This is a genomic window from Bradyrhizobium jicamae (assembly GCF_018130695.1).
Taxonomy (GTDB): domain Bacteria; phylum Pseudomonadota; class Alphaproteobacteria; order Rhizobiales; family Xanthobacteraceae; genus Bradyrhizobium; species Bradyrhizobium jicamae_B.
In genome coordinates this window covers 283696-306796 of record NZ_JAFCJX010000008.1, presented here as the reverse complement: position 1 = coordinate 306796, position 23101 = coordinate 283696, and the positions used below count along the sequence as shown (strand labels likewise).

The window sequence follows — 23101 nt, the reverse complement described above, 5'->3', positions numbered from 1 at the left end:
GTGCGCGCACTTTCTTTTGTGCACATGGCGCATGAGACCGCGGGTGCGGCGTGCACCCGGTCTTCCCTGCGCCCTCGCTACGGAGCGGGGCGGAACGAAGAGCAAGACTCGGACAAAACATGTCGCGAGAATGCGAAGCTGTGTCCTCACATTCAACTGTCATCGCCCGCCTTGTGCGCACTTGCGCACTGGAGCGGGCGACCCAGTACGCCGCAGCCTATCGGCTCAATCACTACGGCCTCTGGAATACTGGATCACCCGCATGCGCGGGTGATGACACCGCGTATAGCTTCAAACCGTGTATGAACCGAACCGCTCGATCCCGAGATCACCAACCCGCGTCTGCGTGCCGCCATTCACGATCAACTCCGCCATGACAGCACCCGCGCCGGGGCCGAGCTGAAAGCCGTGCAGCGAGAAGCCGAACTGGTGATAGAGGCCCTTGTGCCGCGCGCTCGGTCCGAACACCGGCAGATCGTCCCTGGTCCTGGCCTCGATGCCGGCCCAGGCGCGCATGATGGTGGCGTTGCGCATTACCGGAAACAGCTCGAACACGGTGCGCGCGCTGACCGCAAGACTCCTCCAGTCCAGCACCGTCTCGTTGCGATCCTGATCGGGTGTCGCCAGATGGCCGCCGCCGATCAGCACGGTGCCGTTGGCGAACTGCTTGAAGGACAATTTGCGGCCGCGCAGGATCACGACGGGATCGATGAAATGCGGCACGCGCGAGGTGATCATCAGCATCGGCGCGACGGTCTCGACCGGCACCGGCTCGCCGAGATCCGCCGCGATGCGTCCCGCCCAGGCGCCGGCGGCGTTGACCAGCACCGGCGCAGCGTAGCTGTCGCTGCCGACGTCGACATGCCAGAGCCCGTCGTGCTGGCGGACATTGGTGGCAGCCATGCCCTCGCGCACGGTGGCGCCGAGCTGCTCGGCCTTGCGGCGGAACGCCGTCGTGGCCTGCGCCGGATTGGCCGCGCCATCGCGCCGCGACACCACGCCGCCGGGACAGGTCTCGGCGACGGCCGGCACCAGCCGCCGCAACTCGGCGGCGTCGATGAGTTCTTCATGGGTGAAGCCGAGCGCATTCAACTCCGCGACCCGCGCGCGGCAGGTCGCGAGCTCGCCCTCGTCCTCCGCGACCAGCACCTGGCCGTGGCTCTCAAAACTGCAGTCATCGTCGAGCAGCTCGCCGATCCGCTCCCAGATTCCCATCGAGCGGATCGACAGCGGAATCTCCGGCACGTGCCGCATCAGCTGCCGCACGCCGCCGGCATTGACGCCGGAAGCGTGGCGGCCGGCATAGTCCTTTTCGATCAGCACCGGCTTCATGCCGGCAAGGCAGAGATGCAGCGCGGTCGAGCATCCGTGGATGCCGCCGCCGACGACGATCGCATCCACGCGTGTGGTCATCCGCGCACCACCGCCTTGACGTCATCCTCGGTGCTCGGAACGGAGGCGAGCTCGGCCAGCGTGATCGGCTTCACCGGCGCGCGGAGCCGGTAGTAGCCGATCTCCTGCGGAGTCTTGGCCCGCGCCTCGGCCATCAGCTCGGTGACGGTGAGACCACACAGCCGCCCCTGGCACGGACCCATGCCGGTGCGGCGATAGGCCTTGAGTTGATTGGGCCCTGTCGCCCCGATCGCAACGGAGTCGAGAACATCCTTCGCTGTGACCTCCTCGCAGCGACAGACGATGGTGTCACCGGAGGGAATGCGGAATTGCACCGCGGGACGAAACAGGGAATCGAGGAAGACGCGGCCGCGCTCGGCGTGAGCGAGATCGGCACGCAAGGCTGCCATCTGCGCAAGCTTCGCGGCAGAAGCCGGCGCCAGCGCCTCCACCGCTGCGCGCGCAGCGATGCGACCGCGCACCACCGCCGCGCCGGCGCCGCCGATCCCAGCGCCATCGCCGGCGATCGCGATACCGGCGACGGACGAATGGCCATCGGCGTCAAGCACCGGCGACCAGCACAGCTGCATCTCGTCCCAGCGATGCTCGACGCCGGCGGCCATCGCCAGATTGACGTTGGGCACGACGCCCTGATGCAGCAGCAGCAGATCCGCATACATCGTCTCGCGCCGGCCGCCGGCAACATAGCTCACGGTCGCGAGCTGGCCATCGCCGGCGGCGACAAGCTCGCTGACACCGGAGACGACCGGCACCTTCGCCCGCACCTCCCGCATCAGGGCGAGGCCCTTGGCGAAATAGGGCGACGTGAGGAATGCGAACGCGTGAGGCAGCGCGGCGAAATAGTTGCGGCGCTCGGTGGTGTCGAGAATGCGGTCGATGCGGCCGCCGAGCCGCAGGATCTGCGCGGCGAGCAGCCAGAGCAGCGGCCCCTGCCCCGCGATCACGGTGCGACCATCGGGGACCAGCGCCGACGCCTTCAGCATGGTCTGTGCTGCGCCAGCCGTCATGACGCCGGGCAATGTCCAGCCGGGAATCGGGAACGGCCGCTCCAGCGCACCGGTCGCGAGGATCACGCGTCGCGCCTTGACGAAAGCCGAGGCGCCGCCGATGGAGACGCCGATCTCGAGGTTGCGATCGAGACTCCACACCGTGGCGCGGTGAATAACTTCGGCGCTCGTGGCGCGCAGCGCCTGCACGAGGTCGGCGCCGACCCAGTAATCGGCACCGAGCTGCTTGCGATCCGTCACCGGTGTCGCGGCGATGGCGCGGAACACCTGGCCGCCGGGACCTGCGTTCTCGTCGAGCAGCAGTGTCGACAATCCTGCCTCGGCCGCGGTCGTGGCAGCGGCGAGCCCGGCCGGCCCGGCCCCGATCACCACGACGTCGTAAGCATCGCGCCTCGGCATCGTCATCGTCCGATCTCCCGCTTGCCCTTTTGCAGTTCGACCTGCATGCCCTCGGCTACAGGCACCAAACAGCCCTGGCGATTGCCGACGCCGTCGATGGTGACGAGGCAGTCGAAGCACACGCCCATCATGCAGTACGGCAGACGCGGCGCGCCGCTGACAGCGGTCAGGCGGCGCACGTCGCGGCCGGAGGCGAGCAGCGCGGCAGACACGGTGTCGCCCTCGCGCGCGGCGACGGCGGCGCCGTCCACGAAGATTTGCACGGAAGGCCTGTGGTCGAGTTCGGATCGTCTGAACATGGGGATGCCTCCAGGCTCCTTCACTTTAGTAACCGCTGTTATTGGTGGCGCCCTCGCAGCCGAAGCGGCTGGCCGAGAACGCACCGACCAACTCCGGCTCGAGCGCGCCGCCGGCGACCATGCGCGCGACATCGAAGGCGTGGTTGGAGGCCAGCGTGACGCCGGAATGGCAGCAGGCGACGAAGGCGCCGGGATGGGCTTCCGACTGGTCGTAGATCGGAAAGCCGTCCTGCGGCATCACGCGAATGCCGGCCCAGCTCCTGACCACATTGAGCCGCGCCAGATGCGGAAACATCCGCTGCGCCCGGTCAGCCATCACGCCGCTGATCGGATGCTTCAGCACGCGATCGTCGAGCTCGTCCTCCTTGCTGTCGCCGATCATCACGGTGCCCTCGTCGGTCTGGCGGATCGTGGTCAGCGGATGCGGCAGGAACGGCATGGTGCGCTCGGTCACCACGATCTGGCCGCGCGTCGGCCCCATCGGCGCGAACAGGCCGACCATCGGCGCGAGCGCCTGGTTGGCATTCCCTGCGGCGAGTACGACCTTTTCGGACCGGATCTCGCCGCCCGGCGTCGTCAAACGAAATTCGCTGTCGTTGCGCGTGATCGCCGAAACCGGCCGCTCCGGGAAGTAGTCAATGCCGAACGCCTTGAAGCCGGCGTGGAAGGCGCGGAAGGTGCGCAGCGAATTTACGTGACCGTCGAACGGACAGAAGCTGCCGCCCGACACTTCGGGTCCAATCAGCGGCAGCGCCTTTTTCACATCCGACGCCGACATCATCTCCATCCGGTAGTCGGCCGCACCAACCTGGTTGTGCATGCGCGTGACGAGCTGGCCGCGCTGCGCGAACTCGTCATCGCCGAGCGTCAGATGGAAGCCGCCGTTCTGCTGCAGGCAGACGTCGAGACCGGTCTGCTGCTGCAGCGCGGCGGCAAGCTTCGGCCAGGCCTGCGAGGCACGCACCGTCCAGCCGGTATAGGCCGGCATGCCCAGCCCCTTGCTCTGCACCCAGACCAGCGCAAAATTGGCGCGCGAGGCGCGCTTGGCGATGTCGCCCTCGTCGAGCACGGCAACCGTCTTGCCAAGCCGGCCAAGGCCCCACGCAATCGCGGAGCCGAGCAGCCCGCCACCGACGACGGCGACGTCATATTCGCCGCCATATTTCCTTGGCATCAACTTCTCCTATCGCCCCGGATCGCTTTTTCCCGCGAGCACGCGGTCGAGCCCGTAAAGGCGGTCGAGCAAAATGAGGGCGGTCATGGTGATCGCGATGACGCAGGCAGAGACCGATGTCACCAGCGGATCGATGTTGTCCTGGATGTAAAGGAACATGCGCACCGGCAGCGTCTCGGTGCCGGGCGCGGCCAGGAAGACGGTCATGGTGAGATCGTCAAAGGACTGGATGAAGGCGAGCGCCCAGCCGCTGATGACGCCCGGCAGGATCAGCGGCAAGGTCACGCGGCGGAACAGAGTGAAGCTGCCGGCGCCGAGCGAGACGGCAGCCATCTCGACGGAGCGATCCATGCCGGTGGCGGCCGCGAGCGTCAGGCGCAGGGCGAACGGAAACACCACGATCACATGCGCGATCAACAGTGCGGAGAACGTGCCGCCGATGCCGACCGAGGTGAAGAAGCGCAGGAAGGCGATGCCGAGCACGACATGCGGAATCATCAAGGGCGACAGGAACAGTGCCGACAATGCGTCGCGGCCGGGGAACTTGTAGCGCGCGATCGCCAATGCCGCCGGCACGGCGAACGCAACGGCCACGAAGGAGGACAGCGCGCCGAGGCCGAGACTGACCCAGAACGCATGAACGAATTCGGGATAGTTCGCGATGGTCCTGAACCAGCGCAGCGAGAAGCCATTGGTCGGCAGCGACAGATAGCCTTCCGGCGTGAAGGCGACGAGGCACACGACCACGATCGGCGCCAGCATGACGATGACGAAGACGGTGTGGAATGCGAGTGCGAGCGGGCCGTTCCGCGTCATCGGAACACCTCCGCGTACCGCCGCTCGATCAGCGCGTTGCTGCCGACCACGATCAGCACCAGCGCCACCAGCAAGAGGGTGGCGACCGCCGCGCCGAGCGGCCAGTTCAGCGTGTTGAGGAATTCGTCATATGCCAGCGTCGCCGCGACCTTCAGCCGGCGGCCGCCGATGATCGCGGGCGTGGCGAACGCACTGGCCGACAGCGAGAACACGATGATCGCCCCCGACAGCACGCCCGGCATGATCTGCGGCATGACGATGCGGCGGATGATGGTCACGGGGCCGGCACCAAGCGACAGCGCGGCATTCTCGATCTGCGGATCGAGCCGCTGCAGCGCCGCCCACACCGACAGCACCATGAACGGCATCATCACATGCGCGAGCGCGACCACCATGCCGGTCTCGGTGAACATGAAGGGAATCGGCGCGCGGATCAGCCCGAGCGACATCATGAGCTTGTTGACGAGACCATTGTTGCCGCCGAACAGCAGCGCCCAGCCGAGCGTGCGCGCGACCACGGAGATCAAGAGCGGCCCGAGGATCACGAGCAGAAAGACGCTCCGCCAGCGCCCGCTCATGCGGTTGAGGATGTACGCCTCGGGCGCGCCGAGCACGGCGGTGAGGAATGTCGTCAGGATCGCGATGCGAAACGTCCGCCAGAACATCTCGGCGTAATAGGGATCAGTCGCGATCTCATGCCAATTCTTCAGGATGAAAACCGGCTCGATGCCCTTGTACTGGCCCCAATCGTGGAACGACAGCATCACAGTCATCGCAAGCGGGATCACGAGCACGCCGACGAACAGCATCAGCGCGGGTGCGGCCAGTGCCCACGGCGCGCCTGCCCTCCGATCATCGGCGGGCGCGGCCGACGCGGTATCGGCAGCGGCGCTCATGCGCCGCCTCCGCGCAGGCTCATGTCCTCGACCCGCCACGTGAGGCGCACCACATCCCCTTCGGCCGGTTGCGGCTGGCCGTCATTCTGCCGGATCACGATCGCAGGGCCGCATTCGCTCTCGCACTGGAACAGCCAATGATTGCCCTGGAAGATGCGCGTGATGATCTTTGCGGCGAGTCCCGTGTCTGCAAAGCCGATCCTTTCAGGACGAAGGCTGATCGTCACCGAGCCATTGAACCCCGCCGGGGCCGGCGCGCTCCAGGAGCCCGCGACCAGACGCGCGGACGCAACGGTTCGATCGATCGTCGCGGCGAAATCGTTGGTCTTGCCGAGGAACTGCGAGACGAAAGCCGAGGCTGGCCGCTCATAGGTGTCCTGCGGCGTGCCGATCTGCTCGATCCTGCCCTGGCTCATCACCACGATCCGATCGGACAGCGACATCGCCTCGTTCTGGTCATGGGTGACCAGGATCGTGGTGGTGCCGAGCGTGCGCTGGATCTGGCGCAGCTCGATCTGCATGCCTTCGCGCAGCTTGGCGTCGAGGTTCGACAGGGGCTCGTCGAGCAGCAGCACGCTCGGCCGGATCACCAGCGCCCGCGCCAGCGCCACGCGTTGCTGCTGGCCGCCGGACATCCGGCGCGGATAGCGCTCCTCGTAGCCGGCGAGCCCGACCATCGCGAGCGCCGAACGGACCCGTTCGGCACGCTCGTCGCGCGGTACGTTCCGCATTTCGAGGCCGAACGCGACGTTTTCCGCCGCGGTCATGTGCGGAAACAGCGCGTAGCTCTGAAAAACGATGCCGAGCCCGCGCTTGGCCGGATGGACCTTGGTCAGATGACTGCCCTCAAGCCGGATCGTGCCACGCGTCGGCTCGAGGAATCCCGCGATCATCTGCAAGGTCGTGGTCTTGCCGCAGCCGGATGGACCGAGGAAGGAAACGAACTCCCCCTTGCCGACCGCGAGACTGAAGTCATCGACGACAGTCTGCGCGCCGAACTGCTTGGCGACCCGATCGAGCTCGAGATAGGCCATGGATGGTCTCCGGCGCGGCCGGTCAGCTCAACGTTCAACCTCGCGGTTCCAGCGCTTGGTCCATTCCTCGCGCTTCTCGTTGATGACAGTCCAGTCCGGATTATAGAGCTTTGCCGCGCGCTCGCCGATCGGCGCCATCTTGCCGAGCTCGGGGGGAATCACCAGCGACTTCAGCACCGGGCCGTAGCCGTAGTCCTTCAGCATCACGAGCTGGATTTTGGGATCGAGCAACATCTTGATGAAGCTTGCGGCCAGCGGCGACGCGTTCGGCTTGGCAATCGGACAGGCCGTCGTCAGCAGCGTGGCCGCCCCTTCCTTCGGATAGACGAAGTCGACGGGGAAGCCGGTGTTGGCAAAGCTCTGCACGCGGCCGGTGCCCCACACCGCGATCACGGCCTGACCGGACTGGAACAGCTCGGTCATCTTGCCCGGCGATGGCTCGTAGGCGAGCACGTTCGGATTGATGTCGGTCTTGAAGATCTTGAAGCCGGACTCGACGTTGGACTCGCCGCCGCCATTCATCTTCGACAGCATCACCAGCGCTTCGAGGCCGTATGTGTTGTTGATCGGCGGGATCACCAGCTGCTTGGCGTATTTCGGATCCTTCAGGTCGTTCCACGAGGTCGGCGGCGCCCAGCCTTTCTCGGCAAACACCTTGGTGTTGTACATCAGGCCGGTGGCGACGATACCGATCGCGACCGCGCTGTCGCCCTTGAAGCGCGCAGCATCGTAGAGATCGGCCGGGAGGCCATCGAGCTTGCCGCAGAAACCGAGCTGGATCGCCTGATACATCGGACCGTCGTCGACGATCGCGACATCGATCTGCTGGTTGCCCTTCTGGGCCTGCAGCTTGGCCAGCGTGTCCGTCGAATTGCCGGCGACATACTCGACCTTGACGCCGTTCGCCTTCTCGAAACCCGGGATCACCTCGTCGCGGATCGTCTTCTCGAACGAGCCGCCGTAGCCGGCAACATAGAGTGTCTTCTGCTGGGCCGAGACATCAGACGAGATCGCGGCGAGGGTCGTGAGACTGAGCGCGGTGAGAAGGCTGAGAGACTTCATCTATCGATCTCCAATACCGGGACGGGGCTAACGATCTCGAGCCGAAGCGCGCCATCCTTTGGCGATCGGGGCGATTTGGCCCGAATCTGCCGAAAAAGCAGGCTGTCTCCAGCGCTGATGAAAATACTGCCATGGCCGCTTTCGTCGTCCAATGAATAATGCCACCCTGTACATGCTGAAATGTTATGAATGGGACCAGCGGAATGGCGCGGATCAACTCGCGGCAGGTGGAAGCTTTCCGGGCGATGATGCTGACCGGCAGCGTGACCGAGGCAGCAAAACTGATCGCTGTGACCCAGCCAGCGGTCAGCCGGTTGCTGCGCGACTTCCAGGCGCTGCTGAAGATGGAGCTGTTCGAGCGGCGCGGCACCGGCCTGGTGCCGACCGCGGCGGCGACCGCGCTTTATACCGAGGTCGAGCGCTCCTTCGTCGGGCTCGAACGCATCGCGGCCGCCGCCGAGGAGATCCGCGGCCGCCGCACCGGCACGTTGCGGATCGCAGCACTGCCGGCGCTGTCGAACGGCTATCTGCCGCGGCTCGCCGGACACTTCCTGAAAGAGCGGCCCAACCTCAACCTCGCCTTCTTCGGCGTGATCTCGCCGATCGTGGTCGACTGGGTCTTGAACAACCAATGCGACCTCGGCTTCGCCGAAGTGCCGATCGCGCATTCCGGCCTGCCGAGCCTGCGGCTGCCGCCGCCGGCGCGTGTCGCGGTGCTGCCGACCGGACATCGGCTGGCGGCAAGACAAGTACTGGAGCCGCGCGATTTCGAGGGCGAGACATTCATCTCGCTGTCCGCCGGATCGACCGGACGGCATCTGGTCGATCAGGCCTTCAACCGCGACGACGTCCGCCGCGTGCTGCGGGTCGAGACAACGCTGTCGGAGATCATGTGCGGGATGGTGTCGTCAGGACTCGGCGTCGCGATCTGCGATCCCTTCACCGCGCAGGAATTCTCCACCCGCGGCGTCGTCGTGCGACGCTTCGTGCCGCGGATCGATTTCGAATTCGCCGCTGTCTTCCCGCCGCAGCGCAGCCCCTCGCCGGTTGCGCTGGATCTGGTGGAAGCGGTGCGTCAGGCGCTACTCGAGATCAACGACGCGCCGCCCGGCTGACGTCGCCCCGGATTGTGCTACGCCGCTGGCCGGTAACCGATCGACGGATCGAGCTCGGCCTCCCGATCGGCGATGGTCTGCATCCTGATCTGGCTTCCGATCACCAGTCCGGTCAGCGCCAGCAGCAGGCCGAGCGCCGGCGGTGCGAACAAGGCCTCTTCCTGGAACAGGCCATTCAGCAGCACGACCATGACGCCGAAACCGGCAAGACCCTGCGTCAGGTTTCCCGAAGACGCATAGAGACGCCAGGCCTTCAGCGCCATTGCGAAATAGAAGCCGAGCGGCACAAAGGCGGCGATGCCCATTTGGTAGATCAAGACGCCGACCGCGCTTTCGACCGCGCCGTCGATCGTTCCGGCTTGCTGCGCAGCGCTCCAGTCGATCGAGAAATAGCCCTCCGACAGATTGCCGCCGATGCCGAGGCCACGGCCAAGCGGCTTCTCGAGGAAACCGTGCCAGCCGCCCATCAGGCCGATGACGTGATAGTCGCCGATCTGCAAGCCGACATGGATCGCAACGATCGCAAAGACCATCAAGCCGACCAGGCCGAGCCCGAGCGTCACCACGGCGCCAAGCAGGCGGGTCGAGATCCAGGCCGCGACCACGAAGATCACCGTGATGAGAGCTCCCTTGACGCTGCAGAGAATGAGGAGAGGCAGCGCAGCAAGCGCGAACAGCGGACGTCCGACCGACGCCAGGAACAAACCGAAAAATGCGATCCCGTAGCCAAAGCTGATCGCGCTCATGTTCGGGCCGTGGATACGCAGGATCTTCGACAGACCGAACCCTTCGAGCAGCGGCGTATTCAGGAAGTCGAAGCTGAAGCGATCCTTCAGGGTGACGGGCACATTTCCGGTGGCCCGCATCTCGGCCTCCCAGGTGCCCGAATGGGTCGCCTTCAGCTCGTCGAAGCCCCAGAACGTATAGCCGTTGGTGACGGCGAGCCAGAAGTCGCGGAAGGCGAACTCGATGTAGCCGCACAGGATGAGAACGATCCCGAGCGTCACCAGGAACGGCGTCGCCCGAACCTGATAGGTCGCGGCGGTCAGCAGCGAAAGCTGAAACAGGAACAGCGGAAGCACGATATTGCGCAGATAGACCGACGCCGCCTGGCCGTTCTGGACGAAGCCGATCGCGAAATACAGTCCCACCACGGCCAGCGTGAAGATACCCCAGCCCATGATCCGATTGGCATCTGCCGACTGGTTGCGCCGGCCCAACACATACAGCGCGAACGTGGCGAGCCACATCACGGAGCAAACGAGAAAATTGTAGCCCTTCATGAAGTCGAGATCGGACGGAACCGAAACCAGCGGCGACAGCAGCGAGACGAACAGGTTCTGAAAGAACAGCACGAAGATCGCGACGGCCGGCGCATGGGTCGGAGCCGCAACGACAATGGCGACACCGATCAGTGTTTCGACGGCAATGGCCAGGATCGGGTTCGCCACGTGCAAAACCGGCGCAAAGGCGATCGTTGCGATGGCGATGCAGAGCGTCGGAACGAGCTCGCGCAACGGCTCGGGCAGCTGCTCGGAGATGCCAGGCTGCAGAGTCTGATACTGCGGCGAGAACCGGGCACTCATTACGTCGTACCTTTAGCATCGAGCGTCAATCGCGATAGCGCGGAATGTGTAAAGATCCGTTAACGATAACGAGACGCAGCATGACATTATTGCGAATTCGCGAGCGCGCGCCGCGCGGAAACAACCAGCAACGCAACGGGAGTTCGTTAATCCAAATCACAATCCCCCGGTGCCCGGAACGTACCGGCTCTGCTATAAGACACCAGCTCCGGCTCGACCGGTTTTTTGGCAATGACCCGGTTGTTTTGGTTTCAGGAATGAACAAAAACAAAGACGCGTTCGATGTCAGCATCGACGACGCATTTGACTTTTTGTCCCAGGAATACGTCGAGCTGTTCGATCGGTCGGCCGCGACCGCATTTCAACATCCCGTCTGGCTGGATGCACTCTATCGCAAGCTCGCGCCTGCGGCAGCCGCAAGGCGGCTTGTCGTCGTGGTTCGCGATCGAGCGACCGGCGCATTGGCAATGGTGCTGCCCTTGCTGCGCATGCGACGCGGCCCGATCCGGACGATCGAGTTCGCCGACCTTCGCGTCTCGGACTATCTGGCGCCGGTTTGCACGGCCGAGGTATTTTCCGATCTGCTGCAGGACGAGAGTGCCGGCCTGAAGATTCGACGCCTGCTCCGCCCGTTCGATCTGCTGCGGATACCCAAGCTGCCGGATGGGAAATTTCCGATCGAGCCGCTGCTGGCGACGCCGCGCCGGACCTCGACGGAGGCCAATGCCTACTCGACCCTCCTGATCGCGCCCTTCGAGCAATGGCGCGCCAGCGCGCTGAACCGCTCCTATCAGAAGGAGCTCAGCAAGAAATGGCGGCAGATCGAGAAAAAGGGCGAGCTTGGTTTTTCGTGCTGCGACGACAGTGCGTCCGTCCTCGTCGCGATGGAGCAGATGAAGAAGTATCGCGGCCCGCGATTCCAGGCCCAGGGCGACGGTGACCTGCTGCAGCGGCCCGAATATTTCGACTTCTATTCCGACGTCGCAATCCGCAGCATCGGCGGCTTCGTGCGGCTCTACACCATGACAATGGACGGCGACGTGATCGCCACGGTGCTCGGACTGTGCCACCGGGACAGCTTCCTGATCATCATGAGCGCGTTTGATATCGCAGGCTACAAGAGCCAGTCTCTCGGCGCGCTGATGTTCGAGCGTGTTGCCAGGGATTGCATCGAGCGTGGCGATCAGGTGCTCGACTTCACCATCGGCGACGAACCCTACAAGCGCCTGTTTGGCGCGCAGCCATCGCCGATGTGGAGCGTGACACAGGCCGGCAGTGCAGCCGGCTCGCTGGCTTTGCTGGCGTTGCGACAGGCGCCCTGGGTCAAGCTGGCCGCCAAGCGACTAGCCGAATTCAAGCTGCTGCCGGCCCGCAGCTCGACCGGCGCGGGCTGATCGATATCAGGCGCGCAGCGCACCGCGCAGGCGCGCGATCCATCCCGGCCTGATCCGATCCACGCGATGGGTCAAATTGCGCCGCAGGAAATGCAGGCGGCGCTGCACGTTCCACCTGATGTCGCTGTTCGACGTCAGGGCTTGGCGGTAGCGCGCCAAGGTCAGCGAACGCTGGTCGGCTGCGATCTTGGCGTGGTCGGAATAGAACTGCGCGATTTTTTCCGTGCCCATGCCGTCGGTTTCGAGCCAGCGCGGCACATACTCCGTGCAGAGCCGTTCGACGTCGACCAAGAGACGGCTCACGCCGGTCCCTGCTGCGGGACAGTTGGTTTGAAAGGCATCGCCGATCAGCACGACGCCCGGCTGCAGATGTCCCTCGACGGCGAACAGATCCATCACCCAATTCTGCACCTGATCGACGACGCGGAAATCGCCGAGATGAGGTTGCAATCCGGGCATCAGCCGCAGCAGCGTCGCCTTGGTATCCCGCCGCAACTCTCGCATGATCGGATCGGCCGGATCGCGGAACATGAACAGGTTTGCCCGCATGCCGCCTGACGTCGGAAACAGGCTGAGATAGTCGACGCCGTCGGAGGCCCGGTCGCCGTAGCAGGTCAGCGCCTGGAATGCGAACGGCGCATCGTCCGACGGCGCAATGGTGAAGCCGAATGAAACCGAGTGACGCTCGGCCAGCACGCGTCGCTTGATTCCGAGGTCATGACCGAGCACGCCGGCCATGCCGGTGGCCAGGACGACGAGGCGCGACCTGACGCGCCTGCCCGATGCCAGCACGAGCTCCTGGACGTCGTCACTGCAGCTGACGCCGGTCACCCGATCGACGATGAAGCTGGAAGAGTCGGGCAGCAGGCGCCGTGCCATGGCGACGAGATCGGCGTAGCGAAACCCGTAGGCCTGACCGACGCTGACGTCGACGACCTCGCCTCCCCTGATGTTGATGATGCGGTCGTACGGACACGCGACGGCCTCGAGCTCGCGAACGAATCCCAGCCGCCGAAGGATGTCCAGCTGCTGGCCGGCGATCTTTTCGACGCGGAACTCCTCGGGATAAACCGCGCGCCGATCGATCAGAACGACCTGATGCCCGCTCCGCGCGAGCACCGCTGCCGCCAGCGAGCCCGCCAGGCCGCCGCCGACGATTGCAACGTCTGCGACAACGGCGTCAGGCGCGCTGGCGGCGATCAGCTCTGCCACACTCACTTCAATTGTCATTCGGTCGACTCCGGCGGCTGATCCCAGCGGAATTGCAATTTTCCTGCCTGATATCCGCTTGCCGAAACCGGAACGATCCATTTCAGGGATTGAGGTTAACCGCCGCGCACGCGACGCCAATGATTCAAGCGTCCGCTAACGATGTTCGCGAGGACGCCGGGCTCGGCTCGATCGTGGCACGCGGTTTGCTGAACAGCCCATGTGAGTGCTGTTCCCCAGTAGCTCAGCGGTAGAGTGGACGGTTGTTTACCGTCAGGTCGGTGGTTCGAATCCACTCCTGGGGAGCCACTTTCGCTCAAACGAGCGGGTTTATCGGGCAAACGCCGCTTCGGCGACCGCCCTTGCAGTGTTGCGAAGGGCTGTTCTGGTGGGCCGACGGCTGTCTCGTTCGAAGACACCAGGGACAGATTGTCCCGGAGCGAACCAGGGTGTGTTGCCGACGCGTATTGAGATCGGACCGATGCCAAGCGCTGCGCAGCACATTCCGTGCATTAACACTCCGGATTCGCCCGCGTGATACGATCGGCACCAACGCTGTCGCGAGCGTCCTGGAAGGAGAGATGCGCTGCACTCCTCATGATTGATGTTGTTCTCCAGTTGATACGGCGTGACGTAACGCGCGGCGTTGCCGGGACCATTCTCCTGAAGGTCGGCAGCGGCGGCCTTGCGCTCGCAATGTTCTCTCTCGCGGCACACGCGATGTTGCCCGACGCCTTTGGCGATTTCGCGACGTGGCTTTCGGTTGCCCAGATCGCATCGGTGGTGGGCCTTGTCGGCCAGGAGCTGCTCCTGGTCCGGTTCCTGAACGAATACCAGGTGAACGGGCAAACCGACCTCACCAAGGGCGTGCTGCTCTCCAGCCTGAAGATCTCGTCCGTCGCGATGTTGATCGCAATCGTGGCGATCGCGACCGCCGCGGGCCTGCGAGGCGAAGGGTGGGCCCTGATACTCGCGATGTGCGCCTTCACGGCTGTGAACGCCGGATTGATGCTCGGCAGCCAGGTCGCGCGATCGCTGGTCGGCATTCTGATGGGAGAAGGCAATCGGGAATTTTTCTGGCGCGTTGCCGTGGTCCTGGTCCTGCTCGCCGTGTTGTTGGGCCAGGGCCGCCTGGAGCCGGTCGAACTGTTCGGCTTGATTGCGGTCGCGATGGCGCTCGGGCTGGTCGCGCAGATCGTTTCGATCGCGCGTGCGCTGCCGAACATGCGCGATGTGCCGGCGCGAAACGAAACCTCCCGCTGGAGGCCGAGCGCGCTTCGTTTCTGGATCGCCTCGATCCTCGAAGCGGCGAACCAGTATTTCGACGTCATCCTGGTGTACTGGATGCTGGATCCGGCCACGGCCGGCGTCTATTTCGCCGCGTCGCGTTTGGCCAACATCTTCGCGATGCTGTCGGCTGCACTGTATACGTTTGCGGCACGCCGCCTGCCCTCGCTCTACTTCAGCAAGAATCAGCAGGAATTCGAGCGCACCCTGAAGCTCATGGCCGAGGTCACCGCCGTGTGCGTCATCAGCGGGCTGCTGATCATCTGGATCGGCGCGCCCTATCTGCTCGGCCTGTTCGGCCCCCATTTCGCCGCCCAGCACTGGGTGCTGATCGTGTTGGCGATCGGGACGGCATTCCAGGCGGCCGGCGGTCCGGCTGCGGCGATTCTCCAATTGACCGGCCACGAAGGCCAATATGTCCCGGTGGTCGCCGCCAACGTGGTGCTTCGCCTGCTCGGCTTCGTCGTTCTGATTCCATGGCTCGGCGTGCTCGGCGCCGCCATCTCGGCCACCGTGTCGCTGGCGCTGGCCACGATCATTCTCAATGTGCTTTGCCGCCGGCGAACCGGCGTTGATCCTTCGATCCTCGTGCTGGCGTGCTCCAGGTCATCCAAAGCCGCGGCCTACGCGGTCCGCGTGGCCGACACGAACGACTGATCGGCCCTCTCAACGGGATCCCAACAACGCCCGCATGACGTCGGCATCGGGCTTGCCCGTGCTGGCGTCGACGAGGCCGAACCCCTGCGCCAACTCCCAATGCGCCCAGCCCCAGCAATGCTTGCGGGCATAAGCGGTCACTGAGGCGAGCCAGCGCAACCGACTCACCCTGGGAGCTTCGGCTTTCAGCACGCCGAACTCGTTGACAATGATGGGCCGCGAGAACTGCCGTTGCCATGCAACGGCAGGCGCGAGCCACCGATCGACTCCCGGCTTTTCCTTGGCGGAAGCAATCGCCCGCTCAAGCATATCAAGGGCCGCCGTCGCATTTTCGTCCTGCAAGTCCCGGCGGATCGCCTGAACCCTGGGATCGTCGGCGCTGATCGGGAAAGGCAATCCCTTGATCCAATGCAGCGGATCCTGCGCGTCCCAATGGCCTTGATGGGTGAAGACCATCGGATCGTAGAAATGGATGGCGTAGACCGTATTTGGATCCGGTAGCGGACGAAACTCCGGAAGCGAGTCGGGTCGCTGCCAGTTGACCGGACCGACAATGAGCGTGGTGTCGGGAAGCAATCTGCGAACGAAACCGGCGAGCGCCTCGACCTCCCTCTGCCATGTGTCGGCTTCCACGTCGGGCTCGTTGAGCAGCTCCGCGAAGACACGGTCGGCCGGATACGCCCGGATGACCTCGGCAAGATCGCGCCATGCCCCCTCCATCTCCTGCATCGCCGCGTCAGGGTCCTCGCGATGCAGGCGATTGAAACGCTCTCCCGGGTGCAGATCGACGGATGCAGCGTAGCCAAGCGACATCAGTTGCTTCAACGCCTGATCGAGCGCCCGCAGCGTCTCGTCGCGTTCTGCCTGCGATGCGTAACGGCGCATGACGCGCTCTGCAGGCACCGGCAACCGGACATGGCTCATTCCCGCCTTGCGGAGCTGCTGCAGCAATCCCGCGCTCGGGGGAGCGGACTTCGGACCGTTGATCCAGCCGTCGGCATTGAAGCCGCGGGACAGCGCGGCGAGCCGGTCCGGCGCGACCGTATGCGGCAAAGCCACACAAGTATCCGCCGAGGCCGATTGAGCGAATGACATCGACAGCAGGATCGCAGCAACGACCAATTTGCGCATGTGAGCCACGGCGGTCCGCCACAGTTGAAGGCCGGCATGTGGTGCCGGCCCGAGCCAGATATGTTGTCGACCGGCAGCGCGGCCTGGCAATCGTCAGACCGCCAGTCCCAATGCCTTGCGCTCGGGGTGAGGAACGGTCGAGCCGGCGGGCTCATGGTTGATGATGACACCGGTCGGCACGGCATCGAACCGTGACAGCGCCGCAGTGACCCTTTGCAGCGCCGCCGAGCCGAGCTCGGCCGCGTGAACCACCAGGATGACCAGATCCGCATGCGCGGCCAGCGTGACGGCGTCGGGCTGCAAGGCCAGAGATGTCGCATGAACGATGATCAGATCGAATTCCGAGCGAATATCGTCCGCAGGCCGTATTTCGGCTTTTCTGCTGGCGCTCAGGAGCTCGCTGACCGACTGAAGCCCGGCGAGGGTGGCGCCACCCTGTCCTTCGGTCATCGCAGACTCGGTGCCGGCAAATTCCGGCTGTACCTGGATCAGCACGCTCAGCATGCCCCGGTTCAAGGCCAGGCGATTCAGCGAGCGCGCAACGGTGTTGCCGCCGGCCTTTTTGCCGACCGACATCACAAAGACAACCTTGCCGGCCGTTCCCGGAACATGACCGATCTTTTCGAGAAGCGGACGCAGGTAACCGCTGAGGTCAAGCTCAGCTGCCGCAGCGATCAGCCTTTGCCAGACGTTGCGGTGAGATGCGTCTGGCGCCAGCTCAGGAATTCGAACCCATATCGGAAGGTTTACTAAGGCTGCGGGCTGGCGCGAAGCTGCGGCTGCAGGTTGGACAGCGGCCGCAGGTTGGACCGGCTGACGAGGTGTGCTGCCGCTTGCTGTCTGTACAGGAGCCTTGGCAGGTTCCTTGGCAGGTTCCTTGGCAAGCACTTTGGCAGGTGCATTGGCAGCGGCAGGTCTGTCCGACGCGCTCGGCATCACCGCGACGGCGGCCGTCGAGGTCAGGATCGAGGCGATCGCCAGCGCCGCGAGCAGCAACGCCAGCGGCGGACGGGTCGAGCGCAGTGGAGGAATGGCGACCGAGGCGATCTTGGTCTGGGAGTTCTGCAGCAGACGCTGTTCATTGGTCGTCTTGAACCGGGACAAGAACTGCTCGTAGATGTTCTTGTTGGCCTCGGCATCGCGCTGCAGTTCCTGCAGCCTGACGAGTGCCTGACCGTCCACCAGCATCTGCGTCTCGACCGCCTTGAGCTGCTTTTCCAGCGACTTCTGCTGTTCAAGCTGGGCTTCATACTCCGATTTCGCGGTATCGACGTTCTTCTTCCGCTCAGCCTCGATCTGCCGATTGAGGTCGTTCAACTGGCTGTATGAGATCACGAGGTCGGGATGGCGGTCGCCGAACACCGCCTTTTTTTGCGCAATCTGATCGTTCAAGGCCGAGCGTTGCGCGCGCAGGATGCTCAGGAGATCCTGCTTCACCGGCCCATCGACATTGGCCTTGAGATCGCGTTGCGCCTGCTCGTATCGCGTCTTCGCTTCCTCGGTGCGAACGCGAGCCGCCGAGACCTGCTGGGTCAGATCGGTCACACGCAATTGCTGGGTCGTGGAATCCTTGCCGGCATTGACGATCTTGTGCTCGAGCCTGAAGGCGGCGACGGCATCTTCCGAGGTCCGCAAGCGCTCGTTCAGCGTCTTGAGGCGATTCTTGAGCCAGTCCGCCGCCTCATCCGTGGCCTCGGTGCGCACGCGCCCTTGATTGGCAACGAATGCCTCGGCGATGGCATTGGCGTAATAGGCCGCCCGTTCCGGATTGTTCGAGGTGAAGGTAATCGCGATGACGTAAGTGAGACCTCGGCGCGAAATATCGAGACGGCTGCGGAGTTTTTCGAGCAGACGTGTCGTGTCGGTCTGACCGCCGGCGATATCATCATCGCCTGCGATCTTGAGCTGCTCGATCAACGGCCGCAGAAAGCCGTCCGACTTGGCGATTTCAATCACGCTCTGAAGCGCAGCGGCATCCTGGCCAATGCCCGGCAGCACGTCCTGATCGGCCGTGACGCGCTGCTCCCTTGGATCGACGACGACCAGCGCGGTCGCGGCAAACCGGACCGGAAGAACCATCAGGACGACCACACCGAAGGTGAAGATCGCCAACGCCAGTATCAGGATACGCCGGCCGTTCTCGCGCAGGAACGAAACTGCCCCGGCAAGCGTCAGCGATCCCTTGATGAACGACGTGCCGGCGCGATCCGGCCTGGCCGTCGCGACGCGCGGCGCTTCCCACGAAGCCGCAGGCTCCGTCGGAGCGGAACCTCGCGGAGTTTCGCGGCTACCGAACGTCATGGGTTTGGACTCAAATTCAACCGACAGGCACTGTTCAGTGGCCTGCTGCAGCGTAAATATCCATGGTTAACCTACGGTTACGCCCGCCTCGCCGTGATCCATGACCAATTGGTTAATGTGCTGACGATATCCTGCGTGCCGATCGCCTCGCGGTGTGCGAGACGTCCGATCGAAAGGTCCCTATTAACTCCGTTGCCGGCTAGTCGATGTCCCGGCAATCACCGCGTGATAATTAGGTGTGCAAGAGGTGATATCCCTTGCACGCAACCGGCGAGACATCCGCGCTCTATTTCAGCGGTATCGCGCGGAGCAACGATGAAGTCGTCGACCGCCACACAACTGATAAAAGCGAATATGCCAAAGCGGCGAGTGCTTCTGGTGCAGACCCAAGCGGAGAATGCCGGCGCCCAGGAGATCACAAGGCTCCTCGGTGCAGGCCTCGCCGCACGTGGCTATGACGTCTTCAACCTGTTCTTCTTCCGCAAGTCGAATTCCTTCGACGAGCCGCCGAACACGCTTTATTGCGCGTCAAGCCGGCCGGGAAATCCCCTGGCGCTAGTGCAGATGCTTTGGACCTTGTGCCGCCACCTCAAGCAGGTAAAGCCGGATGCGGTCCTCACGTTTCAGCATTTCGGCAACGTGATCGGCGGCGGTGTCACGCGCCTTGTCAGCCGCGCCCCGGTCATCGCCAATCAGGTCTCGTCGGCGATGTCGATGAGCTGGCCGGTGCGTGCCGCCGACGTCATCATGGGCAGTCTCGGCTTCTTCAAATTCATCACGCTCAACTCGCAGCACATGCAGCGCGAGTACACGCGTTACCCCGCCCCCTATCGCGCGCGCATGAAGCACGTCGCGCACGGGTTTGACGACAAGGCGCTCGATCTGCCGAAGCGGATCGCGCGGCAACGCTACAAGCTGCCCGCCGATCATGCGCTGCTTGGCTGCGCTGCAAGGCTGCACCCGCACAAGCGGCTCGACGCGGCGATCCGCCTCCTCGTCGGAGAGCCGTCCTGGCATCTCGCGCTGGCCGGCCAGGGCGCGGACGAGGAGCGGCTGAAGCTTCTGGCGGATGAATTGAAAGTCTCCGACAGGGTGCATTTCATCGGCGAAATCTCCCCGCAGGAGATGGCGGGTTTCCTCGCTTGCCTGGATGTCTTCGTGTTTCCCTCGCAAGCCGAAACTTTCGGCCTCGCGGCGGTCGAAGCGGCGAGCGCCGGGCTTCCTCTGGTCGTCAATGATTTGCCCGTGTTGCGCGAGGTATTGTCGGTCGACGGCAAGCCGGCGGCAATTTTCGTCGATGCCGCAGATAACGCGAAGCTGTCGGCCGCCGTTTCGAGAATTTTAACCGACGAAACCCTCAGCAATGAACTGCGGCGAAACGCCAAAGGCCTGCGGTCGCGCTATTCGGTAGAGACGATGGTTGAGGAATACGTGCAAATTATCGACCAGACGATGTGATCGCAGGTTGCCTGGAACGGATGGGCGAACATGATGATCGAGTTCCGTTGCGAAACTGACCATGCTCGGCTCTGGATGAATCGCGAGAACCTGTCGGTTAACGGCCGGGATGTTCCGATTCAGATCGCATGGTCAGCGACGAGCGAGGCGCGGCCCGCCGGCCTCGAGGCGCTGTTCGAGCTCGAGCGCCTTGTGTTGCGCAAGGGCAAGCGCAGTGGCGCCGACAAGTGGACGGCGATCCCCGCACAATCGCGACCTCACGCCGACACGGCCGAGGTGATCGTCGACTTTACCGGCGCTGCGCGGAAGCCTGACTGCTCCGCCCGGCTCTATCTGCGGCCGCTGTTCAACGGGGTCGCGGGCGAGAACGCGGCTTTGGCAGCGATCCTGGCCGGAGACTTGCCCGTGATCGAAATCGTCAACGAGGTCGACGGTGCGGTGCTGGATCGCGGTCATCCATCCGGAGAAATTGCAGCCGGCCTCAGCGGTGCACTCGAAACCGTCATGGCGCGCACCCTGACCATGCTGACGGCGATTCTGAGCGGGGCGCCGCGGATCGTGCCGCAACTGGCGTATTCGATCGCCAACAACCCGCAGCCGCGGCCCGCCAAATATGTCCTGCGTGGCCTCGCCGTCTCGATCGCGAAGGAAATATATCGCCTGTGCTGCTACGCGCCGCACTGGCACGTCGGATGGCGCTACAGTCAGACGAATGTCTGGCAGGCAGAGAATTTGTCAGGCCCGGACTGGAACGTGCTCGCCGATCCCGGACATCGCTTCTACGCCGATCCGTTTCCGGTCCAATGGCAGGGGCGAACATTCGTCTTCTTTGAGGACTTGGATCACCATGTGGGAAAGGGCATCATCTCGGCCATCGAGTTCGATGGCACCGGCCCGGTTGGCGAGGCGGTGCCCGTGCTGGAAGAGCCCTGGCATCTGTCTTATCCGTTCCTGATCGAAGACGGCGGCGATCTATGGATGATCCCGGAAAGCTCCGAGCATCGCGACGTCGCTCTCTACCGATGCGTTCGATTCCCCGACAGATGGGAGCGTCACTCCACGCTGCTGTCGGGGCTCGAACTGGCTGACGTCACCATCACCCAACACAACGGCCTGCATTATCTGTTCGGCGCCTGGCGCGACGGAACCGGCGGATACTCGGATAGCTTGTCGATCTTCCACGCCGCGAGCCTGTTCGGTCCCTGGTTGCCCCATGCGAGCAATCCGGTTCTGATGGATCGCGCAACCACGCGACCGGCAGGACACTTCGTGAGGATCGACGGCAAGCTGTGGCGCCCGGTCCAGGATTGCACGAACGGATATGGCGCCGCGCTCGGCCTTGCGGAAATTCTCGAACTGTCGCCGACGACGTTCCGGCAAGCCGTCCGACAGATCTTGAAGCCCGGACCGGCATGGCCCGGCCGAAAGCTGCACACCCTCAACCGATGCGGCCATCTCGAGGTCATCGATGGATCGCGCGTCCAGCCAAAGGGCAGCGCCTTCCTGCGCAGGCCCGCATCAGCCATTTCCGCCGCCGGAATGTCTGCCGCTGCGTCGCGGTGATCGCCGTCTATACAAAAAAATAACCCGGTCTTGGGGAGAGACCGGGCGAGGCAGAGACGCTTCGCTTGCACGAAACGTCCCGGGAGATAGATCACCCCAAGCGGCACCTTTGGGCCGGGGCGCTAATCGTGTTGCTCGCCGGGCACCGGTTGTATGTCCCGCGCCATGTAAGCGAGCATGAACAGAGAGGGCGTCCACGCGATCAGGGTTCCGAGCAGGGCCGCCTGCATCGTCGTCTTGATGGCTCCTTCGGTGAATTCAAGCAGCTCGATTTCCTCAAGCTCCGATTCCGACGGGGTGTGCGACATGATTATCTGGGGTGGCAACTGCGTCTCCGTCTACGAACTTCCAAGACACTTCCGAATGCGCGTTCGGCCTAATCCTGCTTTACGGCCGCTGGATCAGGCCATGGGTAGAGCCATCTCCAATACGTCTTGTGGCGCTCCCGCAGGCGCTTGCGGTTCTCGCGGCACTTGGCCGAGCAGAATTGTTCGAAGTGCCAGTTAAATCGGATCAGGCCAAACGGCCGCTCACAGTCCGGATTGTTGCAACGGTTTGTCATGACAGGACCTCGACATCTATCGCGCAAAGGCAAGAGCGTCCGCAGTGGTGCTCACGCGCTGGATCTCGCAGAGAGATTATTCCGGGGTCTTCACTGTCGCACTTTGAGCAAGGTAGATCCCTACACATGGCGACCACTTTCTGACGAATTGCTGTTTTGCGCTTGCGATCTGAAAGAAAGTTGTTGCCAGCAATCTCGCTCGATCATGCTTCATCATCAATTCGCCTGATGGTTGTTCCGCTTATCCGTTCGTATATGGCTCCCCGTGGCCTGACGGACAGATCCGGATACCGACCACCCATGCGTCATTGACCCGCCTGGGCGCCGTCCCCCTTCAGGGCGGTTTCGACGCATCTAATCAGCGTCTCTCCATCAAAGGGCTTGGTGAGAAAGCAGATCGCACCCGCGCTCAGCGCGCGTTCACGGATCGGCTCGGCCGCGATCGCGGTGATGAAAATGAATGGTACGCGATTTCCGAGAGCCCGCAGATGGTCCTGCAGATCGATACCGCTCATGCTCGGCATTTGAACATCCGCGATGACGCATGACGTCTCCTTCAGATGTGACGAGCGCAGGAACTCCTCGGCCGACGCGAACGCATATGCGACATACTCAAGCGATCGGACCAGGTTGCAGGTCGCGGTGCGAATGGAAGCGTCATCGTCAATGATTGAAACGACTGGGAAATTGGACAATGTGGTCTTTCCTAAACGGCGCAACCAGAGCGCCATTGACGCA

Annotated in this window: 19 protein-coding genes and 1 tRNA gene; 6 read left to right on the top strand and 14 right to left on the bottom strand. The window is 63.7% G+C overall.

Annotated features, from left to right (window positions below):
• Positions 1-291: 291 nt before the first annotated feature.
• The 8 genes from JQ604_RS14200 to JQ604_RS14165 are packed head-to-tail and all read right to left on the bottom strand — an operon-like array spanning position 292 to position 8100.
• Complete coding sequence (locus JQ604_RS14200) at positions 292-1413, bottom strand: NAD(P)/FAD-dependent oxidoreductase (RefSeq protein WP_212358013.1); 1122 nt, start codon at positions 1411-1413, stop codon at positions 292-294.
• Entirely contained in the window at positions 1410-2825 is a 1416-nt protein-coding gene (locus tag JQ604_RS14195; RefSeq protein ID WP_212358012.1) for an NAD(P)/FAD-dependent oxidoreductase, read from the bottom strand. The genes JQ604_RS14200 and JQ604_RS14195 overlap by 4 nt, the downstream gene beginning before the upstream one ends.
• A complete protein-coding gene (locus JQ604_RS14190) occupies positions 2822-3118 on the bottom strand; it encodes a (2Fe-2S)-binding protein (RefSeq protein ID WP_212358011.1) in 297 nt (98 codons plus the stop codon). The genes JQ604_RS14195 and JQ604_RS14190 overlap by 4 nt, the downstream gene beginning before the upstream one ends.
• Positions 3119-3143: 25 nt before the next feature.
• Positions 3144-4292: an NAD(P)/FAD-dependent oxidoreductase gene (locus tag JQ604_RS14185; protein WP_212358010.1), complete on the bottom strand. Its 1149-nt coding sequence runs from the start codon at positions 4290-4292 to the stop codon at positions 3144-3146.
• A gap of 9 nt (positions 4293-4301) precedes the next feature.
• Positions 4302-5108: an ABC transporter permease gene (locus JQ604_RS14180; protein WP_212358009.1), complete on the bottom strand. Its 807-nt coding sequence runs from the start codon at positions 5106-5108 to the stop codon at positions 4302-4304.
• A complete protein-coding gene (locus tag JQ604_RS14175) occupies positions 5105-6004 on the bottom strand; it encodes an ABC transporter permease (RefSeq protein ID WP_212358008.1) in 900 nt (299 codons plus the stop codon). Before JQ604_RS14175 ends, JQ604_RS14180 begins: the two co-directional genes overlap by 4 nt.
• Entirely contained in the window at positions 6001-7038 is a 1038-nt protein-coding gene (locus JQ604_RS14170; protein WP_212358007.1) for an ABC transporter ATP-binding protein, read from the bottom strand. The genes JQ604_RS14175 and JQ604_RS14170 overlap by 4 nt, the downstream gene beginning before the upstream one ends.
• 27 nt (positions 7039-7065) lie before the next feature.
• Positions 7066-8100: an ABC transporter substrate-binding protein gene (locus JQ604_RS14165; RefSeq protein ID WP_212358006.1), complete on the bottom strand. Its 1035-nt coding sequence runs from the start codon at positions 8098-8100 to the stop codon at positions 7066-7068.
• A gap of 203 nt (positions 8101-8303) precedes the next feature.
• Here JQ604_RS14165 and JQ604_RS14160 point away from each other — a divergent pair, with 203 nt between their 5' ends.
• Positions 8304-9215, top strand: a complete 912-nt coding sequence (locus JQ604_RS14160) for a LysR substrate-binding domain-containing protein (protein WP_212358005.1) — start codon at positions 8304-8306, stop codon at positions 9213-9215.
• Between the two features lie 17 nt (positions 9216-9232).
• On the opposite strand, the gene JQ604_RS14155 is transcribed toward JQ604_RS14160, so the two are convergent.
• Complete coding sequence (locus JQ604_RS14155) at positions 9233-10801, bottom strand: hypothetical protein (protein ID WP_212358004.1); 1569 nt, start codon at positions 10799-10801, stop codon at positions 9233-9235.
• A 257-nt stretch (positions 10802-11058) separates the two neighbouring features.
• Here JQ604_RS14155 and JQ604_RS14150 point away from each other — a divergent pair, with 257 nt between their 5' ends.
• Complete coding sequence (locus tag JQ604_RS14150) at positions 11059-12195, top strand: GNAT family N-acetyltransferase (protein ID WP_212358041.1); 1137 nt, start codon at positions 11059-11061, stop codon at positions 12193-12195.
• Positions 12196-12201: 6 nt separating this feature from the next.
• Here the strand turns inward: JQ604_RS14150 and JQ604_RS14145 are convergent, their stop codons facing one another.
• Positions 12202-13425 (bottom strand): FAD-dependent oxidoreductase, encoded by a 1224-nt coding sequence (locus tag JQ604_RS14145; RefSeq protein ID WP_212358003.1) that lies wholly within the window; start codon positions 13423-13425, stop codon positions 12202-12204.
• Positions 13426-13637: 212 nt separating this feature from the next.
• Between JQ604_RS14145 and JQ604_RS14140 the strand changes: the two genes are divergently transcribed.
• Positions 13638-13713 (top strand) — tRNA-Asn (locus JQ604_RS14140).
• A 288-nt stretch (positions 13714-14001) separates the two neighbouring features.
• Positions 14002-15348, top strand: coding sequence for a lipopolysaccharide biosynthesis protein (locus JQ604_RS14135; RefSeq protein ID WP_212358002.1), 1347 nt, complete (start codon positions 14002-14004; stop codon positions 15346-15348).
• A 9-nt stretch (positions 15349-15357) separates the two neighbouring features.
• Here the strand turns inward: JQ604_RS14135 and JQ604_RS14130 are convergent, their stop codons facing one another.
• Positions 15358-16479: a glycoside hydrolase family 5 protein gene (locus JQ604_RS14130; protein WP_212358001.1), complete on the bottom strand. Its 1122-nt coding sequence runs from the start codon at positions 16477-16479 to the stop codon at positions 15358-15360.
• 93 nt (positions 16480-16572) lie between these two features.
• Positions 16573-18780 carry a GumC family protein gene (locus JQ604_RS14125; RefSeq protein WP_212358000.1) on the bottom strand — a complete coding sequence of 736 codons (2208 nt, stop codon included), beginning with the start codon at positions 18778-18780 and terminating at the stop codon, positions 16573-16575.
• Positions 18781-19095: 315 nt separating this feature from the next.
• On the opposite strand from JQ604_RS14125, the gene JQ604_RS14120 reads away from it, so the two are divergent.
• On the top strand, positions 19096-20238 hold the full coding sequence (locus tag JQ604_RS14120; RefSeq protein ID WP_212357999.1) for a glycosyltransferase family 4 protein: 1143 nt from the start codon (positions 19096-19098) through the stop codon (positions 20236-20238).
• Positions 20239-20268: 30 nt separating this feature from the next.
• Positions 20269-21801, top strand: a complete 1533-nt coding sequence (locus JQ604_RS14115) for a glucosamine inositolphosphorylceramide transferase family protein (protein ID WP_212357998.1) — start codon at positions 20269-20271, stop codon at positions 21799-21801.
• Between the two features lie 122 nt (positions 21802-21923).
• Here JQ604_RS14115 and JQ604_RS14110 read toward each other — a convergent pair whose 3' ends face one another.
• Both JQ604_RS14110 and JQ604_RS14105 read right to left on the bottom strand, forming a co-directional pair.
• Positions 21924-22109: a hypothetical protein gene (locus JQ604_RS14110; protein ID WP_212357997.1), complete on the bottom strand. Its 186-nt coding sequence runs from the start codon at positions 22107-22109 to the stop codon at positions 21924-21926.
• Between the two features lie 559 nt (positions 22110-22668).
• Positions 22669-23094 (bottom strand): response regulator transcription factor, encoded by a 426-nt coding sequence (locus tag JQ604_RS14105; RefSeq protein WP_212357996.1) that lies wholly within the window; start codon positions 23092-23094, stop codon positions 22669-22671.
• Between the last annotated feature and the right edge of the window lie 7 nt (positions 23095-23101).